Here is a 17,371-nt window from a genome sequence, read left to right on the forward strand (position 1 = left end):
TAAGGAGGGTGTACGATACATGCAAATTCAAGTCAGCGATCAGGCGGCACGTTGGTACAAGAAGGAACTTGACCTTCAGGCAGGCACGTTCGTTCGCTTCTTTCCACGATATAGCTCAGGCGGAGGCCTCCATCCTGGCTTTTCGCTCGGTATTTCGGTAGAAGAACCAAGAGAAGCGGGACTGACGGAGCGTTCCGAAGAGGTAACATTCTTTATGGAAGAACAGGATCTGTGGTATTTGAAGGGATATACGCTACGCGTGAAATATGAGGAATCCTTGGATGACATTTCGTATATTTATGAAGAAGAGGGCGCAGTAAATTAACCTGATGAGAGACTGCAGCGCCATCTAGGGAAAGGAGGTTCCCAAGATGAGCGTATATCACCGTGATATTCGCCAATACATCGGCAAACGTTCGGTGGTTCGTGTGAAAGCGGCGGTTCTTGTGCTGAACGATAATGGAGAGATTCTGCTCCTGAAACGGCAGAACAAGGACGAGTGGGGACTTCCCATCGGAACCCTGAAGCCCGGCGAAGCTCTTGAAGACACAGCGTCCAGAGAGCTGTGGGAGGAGAGCGGCCAGACAGCGGATGATATGCGACTCTTGGACCTTGTATCTGGTCCGGAGTATATGAAGAAGCAAATTGGTGGAGATGAAGTGTATTATGTGATAGGTGTGTATGAGGCAACCGGTCTGCACAGTGCCATTCATTTGTCCCCTAATACGGAAGTATCTCTTAAATATTTTGATTTTCAAGCATTGCCCGCAATGGATGCGATCACGGTCCGCTTGCTGGACAAGATTAAAAAGAACAGCTGAGGCTTCGTTAGTGGTGGCAGTTTTATACGCTTTAAATTCCCCGCATGGGGAATTTTTTTCGGTCAACATGAGGAGTCCCTGCCCCATTCAAACCGGGGGAAGGGACTCCTTTTGCCATGCGAAGGTGTGTACATACGCTCATTATGACTGCCCGGACAGCGGGACCTCCAATGCAAAGTCAAAATCGTCGATATCATATACCTGAACGGGAAGAGCGCTCTCGACGATACGCTGAATCAGTTCGTATTGATCGGTCAGTATGGGAGCCTCTGCTCTTTGGGATGCCAGGAGCAGCTCAGTTTCAACAGGATCAAAGGATTCCCCATAAGGTGCGGTGTCCATGGTGTTCATGACCGAGACCCGGGTAGTTTCACTAACGGGAATGGTAGGGCTTTTGGACCAGGGAACCTGCAGGGCACGCTCAATTTTCTTTTTGTTCAGCGGCTCTTCAAAATAGGAAATCAATTCGCCGATCTTTATCTTGACGTGCTGGTCATCAGCACTGCTATTCATGAGATGTTCTTCGGTGGTATGAAGCTCATATAATTCCAAAATGGTTGTGTACGGAATGATATACTCGACGGGTTTCGGCGGTACTAACAGCTGACCGTAAATAGCCAGCATGACGGCCTCCGTCACGAAAATTCTGGTCATGACTAAATCCTCCTGCAAGACATGATACAATTCATAAGTTTAGAACTAATAAAGCATTGAAGTTCATAAATGTCAACTGCTCTTCGCCTAATAACCGCGTGGATCTTACTTAACAATAACATCCATCGACGTACTTTCACAGAAGACAGACCGCGGGTTAAAGGTGTTATTCTTGCGATTATTGAATGGATTCAGCTTCGCAGAAAACTCGTAAATTCTATAATCTAAAGAAAGGGGCTTTAATTACCTTTGAAATCATGGAAAATCTATTATCCGTTTGTTAAGCCGTACATGAAGTGGATCATTCTGACCCTTATTATCGGCATGATCAAATTTGCAATCCCGTTATTGCTGCCCATGATCATGAAATATGTCGTGGATGATCTGCTGATCAACCAGCAGATGACGGTCGAACAGAAAATTCAGGATCTGATGTGGATTCTTGCCGGGACGCTGGTGCTGTTTGTCGTGGTGCGTGGTCCGGTGGAATACTTGCGGCAGTATTTTGCCCAATTCATTACCAGCCGTATTTTATTCGATATGCGTAACCGGTTATATGCCCATTTGCAGCGCTTATCTCTCCGTTACTATCAGAATACCAAGGTAGGCGAGGCGATATCGCGCTTTATCAATGACGTGGAACAATCCAAGAACCTGGTGGAAGTCGGCATGATGAACATCTGGCTGGATATGTTTACACTGCTGTTCGTGTTAATTGTCATGTTCTTCATGAATCCCGTATTGACGCTGGTTGCCATCTCGATTCTTCCTCTATATGGACTAGCGGTGAATTTGTTATATAAGCGGCTTAAACGTCTGACTAAGGATCGGTCGCAGGCTCTCGCCGGCATCCAGGCGTATCTGCATGAACGGATTCAGGGGATCTCGGTTATCCGCAGTTTTACTCTGGAGCGTTACGACCAGAAGAAGTTCGAAGGGATCAACGGCAATTTCCTGAAAAAAGCGATGGCCCAGACCCGCTGGAATGCGCTCACCTTTTCCATTATCAACACGCTCACCGACATTGCGCCTATCCTGGTTATCGGTTATGGGGGATACCGGGTAATTCAGGGAGATCTGACATTAGGTACGTTTGTTGCCTTCTTTGGCTATCTCGACAGGCTGTATGCGCCCCTTCGCCGTCTGATCAACTCGTCAACGGTGCTAACGCAGGCTTCAGCGTCGCTGGAGCGGGTCAAGGAGCTCATGGACGAGCCGTATGACATTGTGGACCGTCCGGATGCCAAAACGCTTAAGACAGCGGGACAGATCGAATTCGACCGTGTCTCCTTTAAGTACAACGACGCTGCCGGTTGGGTGCTTCAAGATATAAACTTAACCATTCGGCAGGGGCAGACGGTTGCGTTTGTCGGCATGAGCGGCGGCGGTAAATCGTCCCTGATCGGACTGATTCCGAGATTCTACGATGTACAGCAGGGCGCGGTGAAGATTAACGGTCATGACGTCAGGGATTTGACGCTGGACAGCCTGCGCGGATCGGTGGGCATGGTCCTGCAGGACAACTTCCTGTTCAGCGGCACCGTCCGTGAGAATATTCTGTTCGGCAATCCGGAGGCGGATGAAGAGAGAATCGTCGCCGCTGCCAAAGCCGCCAATGCGCATGATTTCATCACCCAGCTGCCGCAAGGCTATGAGACGGAAGTGGGTGAACGCGGCGTCAAGCTCTCAGGAGGACAGAAACAGAGACTGGCGATTGCGCGTGTCTTCCTTAAGGATCCGGACATCCTGGTGCTGGATGAAGCGACGTCGGCGCTGGATTTGGAGTCCGAGCATCTGATACAGCAGGCGCTGCAATCCCTGTCCAACAACCGTACCACATTAATCGTGGCCCATCGCCTGTCAACGATTACGCACGCCGATCAAATCGTTGTGCTGGAGAATGGCAGAATTACAGAGCAGGGAACGCACGGCGAGCTGATGAATCTGGATGGAAGTTATGCCAGACTGTATAACGTGCAGCATCTGGAGAGTTAATACGAAAGACCCGTCCTTCTGAGCCATGGTGTTGGGCCATGCTTCAGGGAACGGGTCTTTATTTAGGATAAAGGCTTATTTCTCGATATTCTTGAATACCGTGTCATAGGTCATCTGAATATACTCAAGCGTCTGTCCGTGCAATACGATATTGTTCACTAAGGTGATCAGCAGGAACAGGATCATGATGCCGGTCAGAGCTTGTTGAATCCGGAGGTTCTTCGTTTTGGCAATAAACAGCGCTGCAAGCACAAACACGGCAAACAGATAATGTCCTGCGTACAAGTACAGATCGTAAGCGTAAGTAGCCAAACCGAACCCAACGATGATGTGCAGCAGAATCGCGAACAGGATATAGATGGCAAATGCCCAGGTATCGCGGGATCGGATGCCCTTAATGAAGGACAGAATCGCGAGAATAAGCATCCCGATCCCGACGATATGGACATGAATCGGATACGGCTTGGCCAAATTCGTCACGAATGCCGCGATCCCCGGATCAATCATGGCAAGCTCCGGCGACAGGATCGGGCTTACAAACAGCATGTAGAAGACCCGGGAATGGTGCTCGAATGAAAAAGGAGAAACATAGCTGAGCGCACCGTTTTGTACGCTTGAAAACACGTTCGCGATCCAGGATTTACCTGAGAACAGCAAGTGTTGAAGCAGGGTTACGATAATCACCATCCCCAGAAAAGCCAGCATAATGAGGATGAAGCGTTTAAAGGCATCCTTCCAGCGTCGATCGAACAGGCTGATCAGGAGCGCACCTGCGAACGTTGCCACATTCGTAGACGTGATGCCGAAATTAATCAGGGCCAGGGAGGCATTCGGCATGACGGCATATCGATTCGTAAGCCGGCAATAGTGCAAGTAAGCGGCTGATAAGATGATCATGAACTGCGCATAAGCATAGGAATCCGGTATGAATGCCGTGAACAGCGTATACGAGCTGACACCGAAGAAAGCCGCCGTCACGAAGGACAACAGCCAGCCGGCTCCGCTTCTTCGGACGATATAGTAGACCAGCGCAGCGCTTAAGGCATTCAAGACCGATTGGATCAGAAGATAAGGGAGGTTCGCACTCCCGATCATCGTCGTTAACGGACTGGTCAGGAAATTAATGAATGGATGGATGATCGAGATATTCTCCGGTCCATATTCCATGGAAGGATCGAAGTTGAACAGATTCAATGTGAAAGGCGCACCATAGAACGGGCTGTGCGGCATCAACTCGGCTGCATGATCCTTGATGTAGGTCACGAACGGAAGGTTCATGATAACATACCATAGGACAAGACAGATACTTAGGCCGATTGCCGTGTAATTATCTTTTTTATGTCGGAATAAATAACTGAAAAAAGTCATGTTTTACGCTCCACCAATCTTTCCATTATATATGTACTGTGAACAGGCTTAAGCTGCGTTCGCTTACCAGATCAGCAGAAGCAATCCGGAAATAATAAAAGCGACGCCGGCGATTTTGCGGATCCCGATGGTTTCCTTGAATACCCATTTGGCAAACAACAAGGCCCACAGGAACGTCAGTGCATTGGCAGGCATAACCAGCGTATAGGGAAGCTCCCCTAGAAGGTATATGTTTAACAAGGCTCCCAATCCGTAACTAAGGAAACCGATCAGCAGCAGCTTGATTTGTTTGTTTGCGGTATACCCCTTGAAGAATACGCTCCCCAGCGAGCCAAGCAAAGTCATCAGAAGCAGGAGCAAGTATAGGAATCCGTCATTTTTCATAGGACGTTAATGTCACCCCGATTCCGAGCAGGGCGACGGCTGCCAGCTTTTGCAGGGTTAACGGTTCATCCAGAAAAAAGTCACCATAAAACAGAGCCACAATATAGCTGATGCACATTAGGGGATAGGCAACGGACAGTTTGTCCAATGAAAACGATTTGATCATGAGTATGGCTCCGAGGCCGTAACAGATAAAGCCGATTCCCATGTACAGCAAGTTGTCGTGTCCCCATTTCCAGAACAGCTGGCCGGTAGCCGTCAAAAATGCCGATAAGACCATGAACAGCTTGCCCAAGTGGCGCGGGGCGTTCTGCGCTTTTATCTGTTCCATGTTAATCCCTCGCATCCCTGAGCGGATTTGTGATTGATCAAATACTTGTGTTTGACGAGCCCGAGCATCGGGAGATCGGACAAGGAATCGGAGTAAGCGCAGGAAGCTGCATAGTCAATGGTCAGTTTCCGCTCGTTCAAGTACTGCTGAATCCGGTTCACTTTTTCCTCCCCCTTACAATTGTTCCCTTCGATCATCGACGTAAAGCGTCCGTCCTGTACGGAAAGCTTGGTAGCGATCACCGTGTCGACACAAGGAAGCTCTGCAAAGTATCTCATGTAAGCATCGGGGGACGCCGTTACAAGGAGCACATGATAGCCCTCGCTTTTTTTTCGTTGCATTTCCTTCAGCGCAGCCGGGAAGATCGCAGGTTTCAATTCCGTTTCGTAAAAATGTTTCAGGTCGGCATCATCCATATGGCGCATCGCATGAAAATAAGCGCTCTTTGCTTTTTCAGCTCCCAGAAGACGGAGCTTGTACAGTACGGAGTGAAGCAGGACTTTCAGTATGACGGGGGCCGTGGACGGTTTTTTTCGTATGCCATACTTTAAAAATTGAAACATGGAGTCCGAGTGGATGACCGTTTTGTCGATGTCAAAGATTGCGAATTTCTGATGCATATCATTTCCCTCAATTTACCGATTCTGTATTATTCAAAGTATACCAAAATTCCGATGACGCAGATGACATAAAGGATCACGGTGACCAGGATGTGAGCGTCCTCCAGGAGCACCCGGTCCGGAGCCCCGCCTTTTTTCTCGATGTGAATCAGATAAAGATAGCGGAACATCCCGTAAATAACGAGCGGTATGGTCCACATGAGATGAACGGTTCTGCCGGACGTAAAAGTAAACAGCGAATAACTGATGATGGTTGCTGTGGTGACAATGCTGCTCATCTGATCCAGCAGATCGAACGAATATTGATCGAGCACCTTGCGGTGAGAGCCCTTGTCATGCTGCAGCAGATGAAGCTCATGCCTTCTCTTGCCGATCGCCAGGAAGAGCGATAACAGCATCGTACAGAGAAGAAACCATGGCGTGAACGGGACGTGGATGACCAGTCCGCCTGCGATGGCGCGCAGCACAAACCCGGCCGCGATAATCATGATGTCAATGATGACAACATGCTTCAGCCGGAAGGAATAAGCTACGTTCATGGCAAAATAGAGCACCAATAATACGGTAAACAGCGGATTGAGCAAATAAGATATGACCAGCGAAGCTGTCAGCAGCAGCGCGCCGAATCCAATAGCCAGCTTAGGAGGAAGAGCTCCCGAGGCCATCGGTCGGTATTTTTTCACCGGATGATTGCGATCCGCTTCGCGATCGGCATAATCGTTCACAATGTAGACGCAGCCGGACACGAATGACAACAGAAAAAAACCGATCAGGGTGTCGAAGAGCACGCCGGGATTCACCCCTTCAAAGGAGAAGAGGGGGGCTGCGAATATGAGCAGGTTTTTGGTCCATTGCTTTGGCCTCAGCTGCCTGAAGAGCAGCAAGGGAAGCTGTTTAAGCGGAGCAGCGACCGATTCGGTATTCGTTGAAGACAATGGTGTTACCTCCTGATACTTCATATTTCATAAGGGATTGCGGGAAATAGCGCTAAAACACGATAGCTATCATACCATAAAATAGACTATATATGGTAACGATCCGTTGGTTGCGAAGCTTACATATAGAACAAATAAACCTCCCCAAGCGTTCACGATCCGGCAGGGAGGTTATGTTTCTACTTAATTAATTGTAAAAAAGAAGGCTGTATTCGTTTCATCATGATTTGCCGATCAGCAGGGACAGCAGACCGGCCGCAATGAGCGGCCCGACGGGTACGCCTCGGAACAGGGCTACCCCAAGCACCGTGCCAACGAGAAGACCCGCAACCACGGTGGGATTGGTTCCCATCAGCGTGGCCCCCCGGCCGCCCAGATATGCGACAAGCATGCCGACGGCGATGGCCAACAGCGATTTCCAGTTCAGGAATGATTCGCCGATCGTTTGCAGACTCATCTTTCCACTGGCCAGCGGTGACATGACACCTATGGTGAGAATGATAATGCCGAGTGTCAGACCGTATTTCTCCAGCCATGGAAATGCTTGCTGAAAGCCGGTTACGCGGATGAGAAGCAATGCCAGCATCGCAATGGTCACGGCAGAATTGCTGCTGATAATACCAAGTCCCGCCATAGCCAGCAGGATGAGTGAAGTTACGTCCATGGGGAATCACTCCTTATGTTTAAGATATCAGAAAGTTTAGACTACGAAGCGTATGCCTTCCTGATATCGTAAGAAAAACATCATAAAAAACCGATCTTTCTTCTGGGAAAGCACGTTGGTAATCGTTTAAGCGTTCGAGACCAGATGCTCGGCAATCAGACGACCGTGTAGTCTGCCTGTCTCAATGAACACCTCATTGGCGTTGCGGCCGGATGCAATGACGCCTGCGACATAGAGTCCCGGAACGTTGGTCTCCATCGTATCCGGATTATAAAGCGGCTTCTCCATGTCTTCATTCAGTTCAACGCCGGAGGAGGCAAGCAGCTTTCGGTCAGGACGGAATCCGGTCAATGCCAGTACAAAATCATTCTCAATGATTGTTTCCTGGCCTTGATTCGAAAGAACGGTAACGGAAGATTCCGCGATTTGTACGACACGCGAGTTCAGGTGAAGCTGGATATGACCTTTTTGCACCATGCTGTCAAACAGAGGACGTACCCAAGGTTTGATGTTTTGTGAAACTTCCTCACCCCGGTATACCATCGTCACCTCGGCTCCGACACGGATAAGCTCCATGGCAGCATCCACGGCGGAATTACTGCCGCCGATGATCGCGGTTTTCATTCCTGCATATGGATGGGCTTCCCGGAAATAATGGGTTACTTTCTCCAAGTCTTCTCCAGGAATGCCAATATAATTCGGATGATCAAAATAACCCGTAGCAATGACTACGTGTTTAGCTTCTCGTATGGACTCTGCACCACCGCGGCGCTGGGTCTTCACCTGAAAGCTCCCGTCGGGCTGCTTGGTTATGGTGAGTGCTTCTTCGTATGGGGAGATTTTCAGATTAAAGTGTCTGGCAACTCTGCGATAATAGGCCAGCGCCTCGTGCCGAAACGGTTTATCATTCGATATGGCGAACGGAACATCTCCGATTTCAAGCATTTCGGCCGTACTGAAAAACTGCATATGTGTTGGATAGAGATAAATGGAATGAACTACATTGTGTTTATCGATGATCTCGCAGCTGAGGCCCTGGTTGCGGCATTCAATGGCAGCTGAGAGACCGCATGGGCCTGCGCCGATAATTAAGACGTCGAGCATGGTGAACCTCCTTATGTATTAACCTAACGTTTAGATCAGCATTATAATCCTACAGCAAATATGAGGATAAATCCAGATTAGGCGGTATGGAGCCTGGCTGAATTGACTTCAAGCAGAAAGTATTTGACAAACACCATTAATTTGATTACCATCTAATTAGATAAATATTAAATTAGACGGTTATGAAACTTGTGATTAGGAGGGAGGAAGAAAAAAGATGGAAACGACTGCTAGCGAAGCTTATAAAACAACCGTTCTCCGGAATTTTATAGCGAATGACGGAACACTGCGCTCCATTCCGGCCCAGTACAAGAAGAAACTCGTCATATTGGAATACCTGGTTGAGCAGCTTGAAGCAGGGAAGGAATATCCGGAAAAGGATATCAATGCGTTTATCAAGCGTTATTATGCGGATTATGCGACCATTCGGCGGGAATTTATCATTCATCAATATATGAGCCGTGATCATGAAATCTATATTCGAAACCCGCGCGAGTTATGGACCCAATGGGAAAAGGTTTAAATGGGATTATCACAAAAAGCCACCTTTCACTGCCTAAGACAGTTGAAGGTGGCTATTGTATATAACGATCCGTGTTATTATTCCGTATAAGTTCGATTAGAAACCGGCAGCAGCCTTTTTAACGAGCTCAAGACCGTTCTGAACGATCATTTCTGCTTCATTAGGGAATTGGTTGTGGCCTTCAATGATCAGGGTTTCGATATCCTGTACGCCCCATTGACGAAGATTGCCCATCACGAAGTTAACAGCCATCTCAGCCGCAGCCATAGGTCCTTCGGAATAGTTGCCGCCGCGCGCATTCAGGATGACGACTTTTTTGCCAGTCACGAGACCTACAACGCCTTGAGGGGTATATTTGAACGTTTTGCCTGCTTGGTTCAGATAGTCGATATACGTATGAAGAACGGCAGGTACGGTCATGTTCCACAATGGGAAAGCAAGCACGATTTTGTCTGCAGCAAGAAACTGGTCAAGATATTTGCTCACATTCGAAGCAGCCGCCTGCTCTTCCGGTGTAGCTTCCAATCCTTGGGCAGCTTTAAACATACCGTTGATGGCAGTGCTATCATAATAAGGAAGATTCTCTGCAAATAGGTCAAGCTCCGTGATTTGGTCTTCCGGATGGCTTTCTTTGAAGGACTCCAAAAACGCGTGGTACATTTTTACGCTGACCGATTGTTCGATGGCTCTGTTGTTTGCTTTGATGAATAGTACATTAGACATGTATGAAAACACTCCTTGTTGTTAGGTTTACTTTATAAAGTATAGTATATTTCATTTTTATCGTTTGTCAACAACGTCTCAATGTACGATATCGATATTACCGGAGTACGTTTCCACTTGGATGGTATCGGTTGTTTCTTTCAGTGACTCCGGCGCCGAGACGGATCCCGACAGTGTCTTAAGGTCATAGAAACCGCGGAATGACGGGTCAGGCTGTACTTTCACGTTGCCGGATCTGCACAGGATATTAACCGATGAAACGCCAAGCAAACCTGCGTTTACGTTACCGGAGGTGACCTCGATGTCCAAGGGACCTTCCATATTTTTCAGCACGACATTTCCCGAATGATTGACGAGCCGGGTGGATGCCCGAATGTCAGAACCGCGAATACTTCCCGAAATGTTCTCAACGCTTAACTGCTCGGCTTGTATTCCGCTCATGTTAATGCTGCCTGACTTCACGGAGATGTCAACCACCTTGGAGGAAGCTCCGCTTACCTGGATGTTATCGGAGATGGTCGACAAATCGAGTTCGTCCAGTTGCGTGCTTGATGGAAGCACGATGGTCAGTGTTCCTTTTGGTGAACGAAAGTCCACACTCATCAACTGAAAAGTGGAAGGTGTAGTCAGATCCAATTCCACCTCAGGGCCAGATGGATTAAAGTTTTTAAGAATATCGACATGCTCCGGTTTTAATTTGCCGGCAAACGCGATATATCCGTTCGAATCGCCGCTGTCCTCAAACGCGAAGCTGATATTCATATTGCTGGCAATCGTTAATTTCTTCAAATTTACGGCATCCTGAAGATCCCATCGATTCTGATAGCTGACAAGCTCTTCACCGAATTTAAACTTGTTCGCAGCCATGCCGACGATTCCTACCAATATAAGTGCGATTGCTAAACTGAACAACCATTTTCTGTTCACTGTGCGTCACGTCCCTTCAATAAACGCGTATTCCATCTGGAGTACCTCAAGGTTAACGATAACAACCCAACCATGGCTGAGCGTGTGGCATATCCGAGGAAGATGCCGATTCCGATCAAAGAAATGGATAAGAATAATTTGGCCGGATAAAACGTTCCGTTTACGATGTAGTCAAGCAGAACGAGCACCGGGCTCAGCAAGGTTGCCAGGGCACCCAGAGCAATAGCGACGCCTCCGGACCATAATGCCGCAAGGAAGGGGACGGCCACCAATGCACAGAAGAACAAACCGACTCCTACTGCATATTTTCCAAAAGAAGACGGTCTTCGGATCGCTGCGGGAGCAGGCATATCCATATCCACATACCGGTCGCCTAACGCTTCCTTTGCCATTTCAAAAGGATCTCCCAGTTCACGGGCGATTTCCTCTTCAGTTCGTCCATTCTGCATGCCAATGACAAAATGGGACGCCACATCATGAATGAATTCCCGCCGTTCGTCGGGAGGAAGCGCGGCAAGACGCGATTCCAAAATTGCAATAAACTGTTTTTTAGTCATACAAATTTCCTTCCTCTATCAGATTGGTCACATTGCCCACAAAAGCTTGCCATTCCTTTACCAAGGCTCTCATATAAATCACTCCGCTGGGCGTCAGCTTATAATATTTACGGGGCGGACCCTCGGTCGATTCCTGGAGATATGTCGTACAATAGCCTTCATTAACAAGTCGGCGAAGGAGAGGGTACAACGCCCCTTCGGCTACCTCAATATGCCTCGATACCGCTTGAGCCAACTCGTAGCCATACTGGTCCTTGCGATGGATTAACACAAGCACGCAGAGTTCAAGAACGCCTTTTTTGAATTGAATACTAACATTCATACGGCAGATACCTCCTTTCATAAGTCCATGTTCATGCTGTAAACATGAGGTAGTGATTAATATTCAGTAGTGGTCTACAATAAGATATCACTAAGTACTGATTAATGCAAGGTACTGAATATAAAATGGGTTATTACCAGAGCATCGTCGAATCATAAGAAGCTTTGTGGAACGTAAGAAAGTCTCGTTTAATCTTGAAAAGGTGCGGTTAATAGAAGTTATCAGAACATAGGGTCGTTTTTCCAAGATATGAATGGAGGGATGAACAGTATGTCCATCGATCGGTTTATATTAAAAAAATTGGACAGTTGCCGGGAGATCACAACGCGGAGAAATCTCGTGAAATTGTTTCAAATCCGAATTCAGAGAGCGCAGATAGCCCAGGATCGTCATCACGGGTTATAATGGAGTTAAACAAAAAAAGGGCTATCCCTCTTTTTTAAAAGAGAGATAGCGCAAGAGAGTCGTTTTCGCTTTTGCTGTGAAGAATTGCCTCGGATCCCTCGATTTCAATGCTGATCAGGGAGTTGAGGCATTTTTGCAGCGCCTTTTTGCCGGTTTGAATTTTATGGTCAAGCGCGCTGGTTAGCAGTTTTAATACTTTCTGTACCGGCTGCTTGCTATCCGTTGTAAAGTATACGGGAACCGGCTTATTTTGGAACATGATAAGTGTTTTCATATCAATCACCTCACGAAAGATTTTTCATGATATTTGCATTATAAATTGCCAATCTTAAAATAACCTTAAATTCATAGAATTAATCAGCATCATTTTTCAGAGCGTGACATTTTTGTGAACGGCGTTATTTTACCGACGAAAAACCCGGATTTACCCTATAATCAATATATAAATAGTCCCTCAGGACTAACAAATCCGCATGAAAAATAGGAAATAGGAAATATGACACAAATTGACAGAACTGACCCTGGGATGATATTATTACAATAATGTAACTATTTTTTGTAACTATTGAAATAGGTGATTGGACTTTGCATATGGAATTAACATAAGGATTACCATGTTTGGGAAGGCAGGTTGACTAGATGATACTCACCGTGATCAGCGGTCGAAATGAAGATGATTGGTTTGATATCGACGTACCCGATGAGTGCTCCATTGAACGGTTGAATGAGCTGCTGGGGCTACGTCTTTTTCGTGAACCCTCGGGTGAAGGGATTCAATATATATTAGAAGCAAAGTTCCCGGAGGGCTTGTGGTTTACGGTAGGCGGCCATTCTAACCTTGTTGAAGCGGGACTTAGGGAAGGCTCTTATATTCGTTTGCAACGGGCATTCTCAACAACCACCGAGGAAGCTCCTGTCTATGGCAGAAGATCGTTGTTTCAAGAAAGCTGAGATTGGGTAAGTAACCCATTGGTTTTGAATGAAACAGCCAAATACATAATTGTACATTTCAGATGCTCTGGATTAGGAGGAAGTGACTTATGAACGTGTTGTACCAACGTTCGCCGCGTATTAGACCGGCTTTACCGAATGAAGACATGGAGATTCTGAGACCGCCGTCCGAGCCAAGCAAACCGTCGTTTTCGATGATTGCCATCATTATCCCGATTATTATGACGGCTGCGACGGTTGGTTTCTATGTTTATATGAACGTGAGCGGCAAAATGGGGAATCCCAACTACATGATGTTCCAGATGCTCTCCGTCTTTATGATGCTGACATCCTACACGCTCCCGTTCTTCATGTATTTAAGCAACAAGAAGACCTATCAGAAGAATCTGGCCGAGCGTAATCAGAAGTACCGGGCACAGCTTGATCTGCATCGGGAAGAACTGAAGGAGCGGCAGGAAGATCAGGTACACATTCTGTTTGAAATCCATGGCGATCCGGACGTGTGTTACAACGTCGTGAAGAACCGGAGCAGCAGCTTATGGGAACGCTCCCCGGAAGATAAGGACTTTCTGGAGATTTGCGTGGGCAAGGGAGAGGTTCCTTTTTACATTAACGTAAAGCCTCCCCGCGCGGATGGGTATGACAAGGACCCTTTGATCGAAGCAGCTGAATTGCTGTCTTCCGAATTTCAGTCCGTCGACGACGCATCGATTGCGCTGCCGTTATTCGAATCCAAGGTCATAGGGATCGTAGGCGGAAGGGAGCGCGTATTAAATATGCTGCGCGTAATGATGGCCCAAACGGCGGTGCGGCACTCACCCGATGAAGTGAAGATCGCCGCGTTCTACGAAGAGAAAGAAGCGAGCGAGTGGCAATGGCTGCGCTGGCTCCCACATACGTGGGATGATGATCGATCCAGCCGCTATCTTGCGGATCGACGGAGCAATGCCCATCAGCTTGCCGATGAAATATTTACTCACCTATACCGGCGTAAAAATAATCGCGCCGAGCATGGGAAGAAATCGATTGAGACACCGGCATACGTGGTGATTTTATCCGCTACCCAATTAATCGAGGAAGAACCGCTGCTGCCTCTGTTGATGGAAGATGCCGAAGCGACCGATGCGGTTACCATCATCTTGTCCGACCGCAAGGAAAGCTTGCCGATGCACTGCCAGCTTATTGTTGAGGTTGACCGGGAGCAGGCGGCGTATACGATTAAGAAAGCAGATGGCACGGTCTCCAAGCAAACTTTCCAATCCCATCATATTAGCAGGGAGCAAATTGAAGCCTTGGCCCGATACATGGCGCCGATCCGGCTGAAACGATCCTCTGCGTCGGATATCCCAAGCGTTTTGGCACTCTTCGAGATGATGGATATTCAAAAAATCAACGATTTGGATGTACACAGACGCTGGCAGCAGAACCGATATCCGGATTCATTACCCGTTCCGATGGGGGTCCGGGCGGGCGGAAAGAAGATTAATTTGAATCTTCATGATAAAATAGAGCGTCAAGGTCATGGACCGCACGGTCTGATTGCGGGAACGACCGGTTCCGGGAAAAGTGAGGTTATTCAATCCATTGTTGCCTCCCTGGCATCCGAATTCCACCCTCATGACCTGGCATTTATGCTTATTGATTACAAGGGCGGCGGCATGTCGAACACGTTTGTCAACTTGCCGCACGTTGTAGGAACCATAACGAACCTGGATAACAATCTAATCGAGCGCGCGAAGGTGTCGCTGAAAGCCGAGCTGGTCCGCCGCCAGAAAATATTGAACGATGCGGGAAATCTGCAGCATATCGACGAGTACTACAAGCTGCTGCGCAATCGGCATGGCGAACCGCTTCCGCATCTCGTTATTATCATTGATGAATTTGCACAGCTGAAGAAAGACCAACCGGAATTCATGGATGAATTGATCAGCATTGCCGCTATTGGACGAACACTTGGAGTCCATCTGATTCTTGCGACTCAGAAGCCTGCAGGTGTCGTGGACGATAAAATTTGGAGTAATTCGCGCTTTCGGATCTGCCTTCGGGTACAAAGCGAGGGCGATAGCCGTGATATGCTGAAGATTCCGAATGCAGCCTGGATTAACAAGCCCGGACGAGGCTATTTTCAGGTGGGCAGTGATGAAGTGTTTGAAGAAATGCAATTTGCCTGGAGCGGTGCTCCTTACATTGAAGAGAAGGATACGCCTGGCGCAGTGGTTATTCGCGAGGTGCGAATCAACGGGAAGAGTGAGCCTCTGCTTGCATCTAATCCTTCCCTGGGAGCGCATCTGGAGGTACCCAAACAGCTCCAGGTGTTTATCGACCATGTAGCGGAAGTTGCCGAAGAGCAAGGAATCGAACGGCTACAGGGGCCTTGGCTTCCACCGCTTCCGGAGAGCTTGGATCTGGAGAGCATTCAGTCCGGGACCGAGCTGCAGAAGCAGGAGCTGTTCGGCGATTCGGCGCTTGTGTCCTACGTTGGGATGGTTGATGATCTGCCAAACCAATGCCAGAAGCCGTTGATGCTTAATCTTGAGCAAGGCCACTGGGCCGTGTACGGCATGCCCGGACTTGGAAAGACCACCTTTATTCAAACGATGCTGATGTCGTTAGCCAGTCGGTACACCCCGGACTTTTGGCATGGGTATATCGTGGATATGGGCCGAATGATGCGGGACTTTACAGGGCTGCCTCATATCGGAGGAGTCATGACGGCGGAGGAAGAGGATCGCATCAAGCGCCTGTTCCGTTTTCTGACGAAAACGGCGGCGACTCGCAAGGACATGATTGCCGAAGCGGGTGTGAAGACTGTTGCATCCTATCGCCGGGGCAACACAGAACCCGTTCCGCAACTGGTCGTGGTTATTGACGGTTATCTGAATTTCCGGAACTCCTATCCGGATGAGAATGATATGCTTGAATACCTGCTGCGAGAAGGCGGCAGTCTGGGAATAACGTTTGTCATTACGGCGAACCGGATTTCGGATATGTTCGAGAAGGTTCGAAGCAACATTTCGCAAGCAGTGTCGTACGAACTGGCCGATCCTGCTGATTACTACTATGCGGTAGGGCGTCCAACAAGAGCTCCCAGCCAGCTTCCTCCGGGAAGAGGTCTGGTCAAGGGGCAGGTGCCGCCGCTTGAATTTCAGACGGCCTTGCCGGCTTCAGGCCAGGAAGAGGGGGACCGCTCCGCAGCGCTCCGCGATATGATTCGCACTCACCGGGCAGCGTGGCACGGGGAGGAAGCGCCGCGGATTGAGTCACTGCCGGACAAGATTCCGCTTCATCAACTGCTGAAGGTACAAAAGCCTTACGAAACAGCAGGTATGGCGAAGTATCGGGTTCCTGTCGGGGTGGCTACGGACGATCTGACTCCTTTTGCTATCAATTTGGAGGATGGGCCGCATTTTATTGTGGCGAGTCCGATGGAAGGCGGTAAAACGTCATTCCTTCTTAGCTGGATGTTATCACTTGCATATCATACATCGCCGGATGAGCTGGAAATCTATACGGTAGATACGCGCTATGGAAGCAGCGGTCTGAGTCGGATGAATCATCTTCCGCATGTCCGTGGACATGCGGAGAATGAGGAAGACCTGGCTCCGCTCATTTCAGGTCTTTATGAACGGGTTCAAACCCGGTCGAAAGACAGTGAAGACCCGACGATCCTGCTTATGATTGATGACGCTGACGTGCTCAGCAAGCAGCTTTCCGATTTCACCTTGAAAGACCAGCTGTCAGCCATCGTCAGACAGGGGAGGGATCGCCGGGTACACGTTATCGTTGCCGGTGTGCCGGCCGATTTCCCGACGTATGGCGTCGATTGGTTTACTGATATCAAGGCTGCACAAAACGGATTTTTATTCGGAACATTGGATTCCAACGATTTATCGTTCTTCAGAATTCCTTTTTCCGAATCTGCTAATAGTCCTGGAGGACTAAAAATACTCCCGCCAGGACAGGGGTACTACGTAAAACGCAAATTTTCCAGAATAAAAGGCGCAGTTCCGTTTGATGACGAATGGAACGCCCAAAGATGGGTCACAGAAATTCGCGACCGATGGCATGTTGTAGTTTGAGGGGAGGT

19 protein-coding genes are annotated in these 17,371 nt (G+C 48.3%); 6 read left to right on the plus strand and 13 right to left on the minus strand.

Annotated elements, in window-relative coordinates; translation table 11 throughout:
* The first annotated feature begins 19 nt into the window (after nt 1–19).
* Nucleotides 20–325: a HesB/YadR/YfhF family protein gene (locus tag M4D81_RS06870; protein WP_100537990.1), complete on the plus strand. Its 306-nt coding sequence runs from the start codon at nt 20–22 to the stop codon at nt 323–325.
* Nucleotides 326–371: 46 nt separating this feature from the next.
* On the plus strand, nt 372–821 hold the full coding sequence (locus tag M4D81_RS06875; RefSeq protein WP_071220188.1) for an NUDIX domain-containing protein: 450 nt from the start codon (nt 372–374) through the stop codon (nt 819–821).
* A gap of 141 nt (nt 822–962) precedes the next feature.
* Here M4D81_RS06875 and M4D81_RS06880 read toward each other — a convergent pair whose 3' ends face one another.
* Nucleotides 963–1,475, minus strand: coding sequence for an ADP-heptose synthase (locus tag M4D81_RS06880; protein ID WP_260065242.1), 513 nt, complete (start codon nt 1,473–1,475; stop codon nt 963–965).
* Between the two features lie 249 nt (nt 1,476–1,724).
* Here M4D81_RS06880 and M4D81_RS06885 point away from each other — a divergent pair, with 249 nt between their 5' ends.
* Nucleotides 1,725–3,470, plus strand: a complete 1,746-nt coding sequence (locus M4D81_RS06885) for an ABC transporter ATP-binding protein (RefSeq protein WP_311200612.1) — start codon at nt 1,725–1,727, stop codon at nt 3,468–3,470.
* Between the two features lie 75 nt (nt 3,471–3,545).
* On the opposite strand, the gene M4D81_RS06890 is transcribed toward M4D81_RS06885, so the two are convergent.
* The 7 genes from M4D81_RS06890 to M4D81_RS06920 all read right to left on the minus strand — a co-directional run bounded on the left by M4D81_RS06890 (nt 3,546) and on the right by M4D81_RS06920 (nt 8,876).
* Entirely contained in the window at nt 3,546–4,838 is a 1,293-nt protein-coding gene (locus M4D81_RS06890) for a DUF6080 domain-containing protein (protein WP_260065245.1), read from the minus strand.
* Nucleotides 4,839–4,901: 63 nt separating this feature from the next.
* Nucleotides 4,902–5,222, minus strand: coding sequence for an EamA family transporter (locus M4D81_RS06895; RefSeq protein WP_071220192.1), 321 nt, complete (start codon nt 5,220–5,222; stop codon nt 4,902–4,904).
* Entirely contained in the window at nt 5,212–5,553 is a 342-nt protein-coding gene (locus M4D81_RS06900; protein WP_260065247.1) for an EamA family transporter, read from the minus strand. Before M4D81_RS06900 ends, M4D81_RS06895 begins: the two co-directional genes overlap by 11 nt.
* Nucleotides 5,541–6,173, minus strand: a complete 633-nt coding sequence (locus M4D81_RS06905; RefSeq protein ID WP_260065248.1) for an HAD family hydrolase — start codon at nt 6,171–6,173, stop codon at nt 5,541–5,543. The genes M4D81_RS06900 and M4D81_RS06905 overlap by 13 nt, the downstream gene beginning before the upstream one ends.
* A 29-nt stretch (nt 6,174–6,202) precedes the next feature.
* On the minus strand, nt 6,203–7,108 hold the full coding sequence (locus tag M4D81_RS06910; RefSeq protein ID WP_071220195.1) for a decaprenyl-phosphate phosphoribosyltransferase: 906 nt from the start codon (nt 7,106–7,108) through the stop codon (nt 6,203–6,205).
* Between the two features lie 220 nt (nt 7,109–7,328).
* Complete coding sequence (locus M4D81_RS06915; protein ID WP_071220196.1) at nt 7,329–7,772, minus strand: DUF441 domain-containing protein; 444 nt, start codon at nt 7,770–7,772, stop codon at nt 7,329–7,331.
* 126 nt (nt 7,773–7,898) lie between these two features.
* Complete coding sequence (locus M4D81_RS06920; protein WP_071220197.1) at nt 7,899–8,876, minus strand: YpdA family putative bacillithiol disulfide reductase; 978 nt, start codon at nt 8,874–8,876, stop codon at nt 7,899–7,901.
* A 217-nt stretch (nt 8,877–9,093) separates the two neighbouring features.
* On the opposite strand from M4D81_RS06920, the gene M4D81_RS06925 reads away from it, so the two are divergent.
* On the plus strand, nt 9,094–9,399 hold the full coding sequence (locus M4D81_RS06925) for a DUF2087 domain-containing protein (RefSeq protein ID WP_260065252.1): 306 nt from the start codon (nt 9,094–9,096) through the stop codon (nt 9,397–9,399).
* A 96-nt stretch (nt 9,400–9,495) separates the two neighbouring features.
* Here M4D81_RS06925 and M4D81_RS06930 read toward each other — a convergent pair whose 3' ends face one another.
* The 5 genes from M4D81_RS06930 to M4D81_RS06950 all read right to left on the minus strand — a co-directional run bounded on the left by M4D81_RS06930 (nt 9,496) and on the right by M4D81_RS06950 (nt 12,607).
* Nucleotides 9,496–10,122 (minus strand): FMN-dependent NADH-azoreductase, encoded by a 627-nt coding sequence (locus tag M4D81_RS06930; RefSeq protein WP_071220199.1) that lies wholly within the window; start codon nt 10,120–10,122, stop codon nt 9,496–9,498.
* A gap of 78 nt (nt 10,123–10,200) precedes the next feature.
* Nucleotides 10,201–11,049, minus strand: coding sequence for a DUF4097 domain-containing protein (locus M4D81_RS06935; protein ID WP_260065255.1), 849 nt, complete (start codon nt 11,047–11,049; stop codon nt 10,201–10,203).
* Nucleotides 11,046–11,606, minus strand: a complete 561-nt coding sequence (locus tag M4D81_RS06940; RefSeq protein ID WP_071220201.1) for a DUF1700 domain-containing protein — start codon at nt 11,604–11,606, stop codon at nt 11,046–11,048. The genes M4D81_RS06935 and M4D81_RS06940 overlap by 4 nt, the downstream gene beginning before the upstream one ends.
* The gene (locus tag M4D81_RS06945) at nt 11,599–11,928 is read right to left on the minus strand and encodes a PadR family transcriptional regulator (protein WP_071220202.1); all 330 of its coding nucleotides are present in this window, start codon (nt 11,926–11,928) and stop codon (nt 11,599–11,601) included. The genes M4D81_RS06940 and M4D81_RS06945 overlap by 8 nt, the downstream gene beginning before the upstream one ends.
* A 439-nt stretch (nt 11,929–12,367) precedes the next feature.
* On the minus strand, nt 12,368–12,607 hold the full coding sequence (locus M4D81_RS06950) for a hypothetical protein (RefSeq protein ID WP_006211206.1): 240 nt from the start codon (nt 12,605–12,607) through the stop codon (nt 12,368–12,370).
* A gap of 365 nt (nt 12,608–12,972) precedes the next feature.
* On the opposite strand from M4D81_RS06950, the gene M4D81_RS06955 reads away from it, so the two are divergent.
* Complete coding sequence (locus M4D81_RS06955) at nt 12,973–13,284, plus strand: hypothetical protein (RefSeq protein WP_071220203.1); 312 nt, start codon at nt 12,973–12,975, stop codon at nt 13,282–13,284.
* An 89-nt stretch (nt 13,285–13,373) separates the two neighbouring features.
* Entirely contained in the window at nt 13,374–17,363 is a 3,990-nt protein-coding gene (gene essC, locus M4D81_RS06960; RefSeq protein WP_260065258.1) for a type VII secretion protein EssC, read from the plus strand.
* Nucleotides 17,364–17,371: the final 8 nt, after the last annotated feature.

Source organism: Paenibacillus sp. p3-SID867, assembly GCF_025142895.1.
Classification (GTDB): domain Bacteria; phylum Bacillota; class Bacilli; order Paenibacillales; family Paenibacillaceae; genus Paenibacillus_AQ.

Excerpts from the sequence above, each read along its gene's own strand:
- M4D81_RS06870 (WP_100537990.1), top strand. The coding sequence starts at position 20 with ATGCAAATTCAAGTCAGCGATCAGGCGGCACGTTGGTACAAGAAGGAA.
- M4D81_RS06875 (WP_071220188.1), top strand. The coding sequence starts at position 372 with ATGAGCGTATATCACCGTGATATTCGCCAATACATCGGCAAACGTTCG.
- M4D81_RS06880 (WP_260065242.1), bottom strand. The coding sequence starts at position 1,475 with ATGACCAGAATTTTCGTGACGGAGGCCGTCATGCTGGCTATTTACGGT.
- M4D81_RS06890 (WP_260065245.1), bottom strand. The coding sequence starts at position 4,838 with ATGACTTTTTTCAGTTATTTATTCCGACATAAAAAAGATAATTACACG.
- M4D81_RS06895 (WP_071220192.1), bottom strand. The coding sequence starts at position 5,222 with ATGAAAAATGACGGATTCCTATACTTGCTCCTGCTTCTGATGACTTTG.
- M4D81_RS06900 (WP_260065247.1), bottom strand. The coding sequence starts at position 5,553 with ATGGAACAGATAAAAGCGCAGAACGCCCCGCGCCACTTGGGCAAGCTG.
- M4D81_RS06905 (WP_260065248.1), bottom strand. The coding sequence starts at position 6,173 with ATGCATCAGAAATTCGCAATCTTTGACATCGACAAAACGGTCATCCAC.
- M4D81_RS06915 (WP_071220196.1), bottom strand. The coding sequence starts at position 7,772 with ATGGACGTAACTTCACTCATCCTGCTGGCTATGGCGGGACTTGGTATT.
- M4D81_RS06920 (WP_071220197.1), bottom strand. The coding sequence starts at position 8,876 with ATGCTCGACGTCTTAATTATCGGCGCAGGCCCATGCGGTCTCTCAGCT.
- M4D81_RS06925 (WP_260065252.1), top strand. The coding sequence starts at position 9,094 with ATGGAAACGACTGCTAGCGAAGCTTATAAAACAACCGTTCTCCGGAAT.
- M4D81_RS06930 (WP_071220199.1), bottom strand. The coding sequence starts at position 10,122 with ATGTCTAATGTACTATTCATCAAAGCAAACAACAGAGCCATCGAACAA.
- M4D81_RS06940 (WP_071220201.1), bottom strand. The coding sequence starts at position 11,606 with ATGACTAAAAAACAGTTTATTGCAATTTTGGAATCGCGTCTTGCCGCG.
- M4D81_RS06945 (WP_071220202.1), bottom strand. The coding sequence starts at position 11,928 with ATGAATGTTAGTATTCAATTCAAAAAAGGCGTTCTTGAACTCTGCGTG.
- M4D81_RS06950 (WP_006211206.1), bottom strand. The coding sequence starts at position 12,607 with ATGAAAACACTTATCATGTTCCAAAATAAGCCGGTTCCCGTATACTTT.
- M4D81_RS06955 (WP_071220203.1), top strand. The coding sequence starts at position 12,973 with ATGATACTCACCGTGATCAGCGGTCGAAATGAAGATGATTGGTTTGAT.
- essC (WP_260065258.1), top strand. The coding sequence starts at position 13,374 with ATGAACGTGTTGTACCAACGTTCGCCGCGTATTAGACCGGCTTTACCG.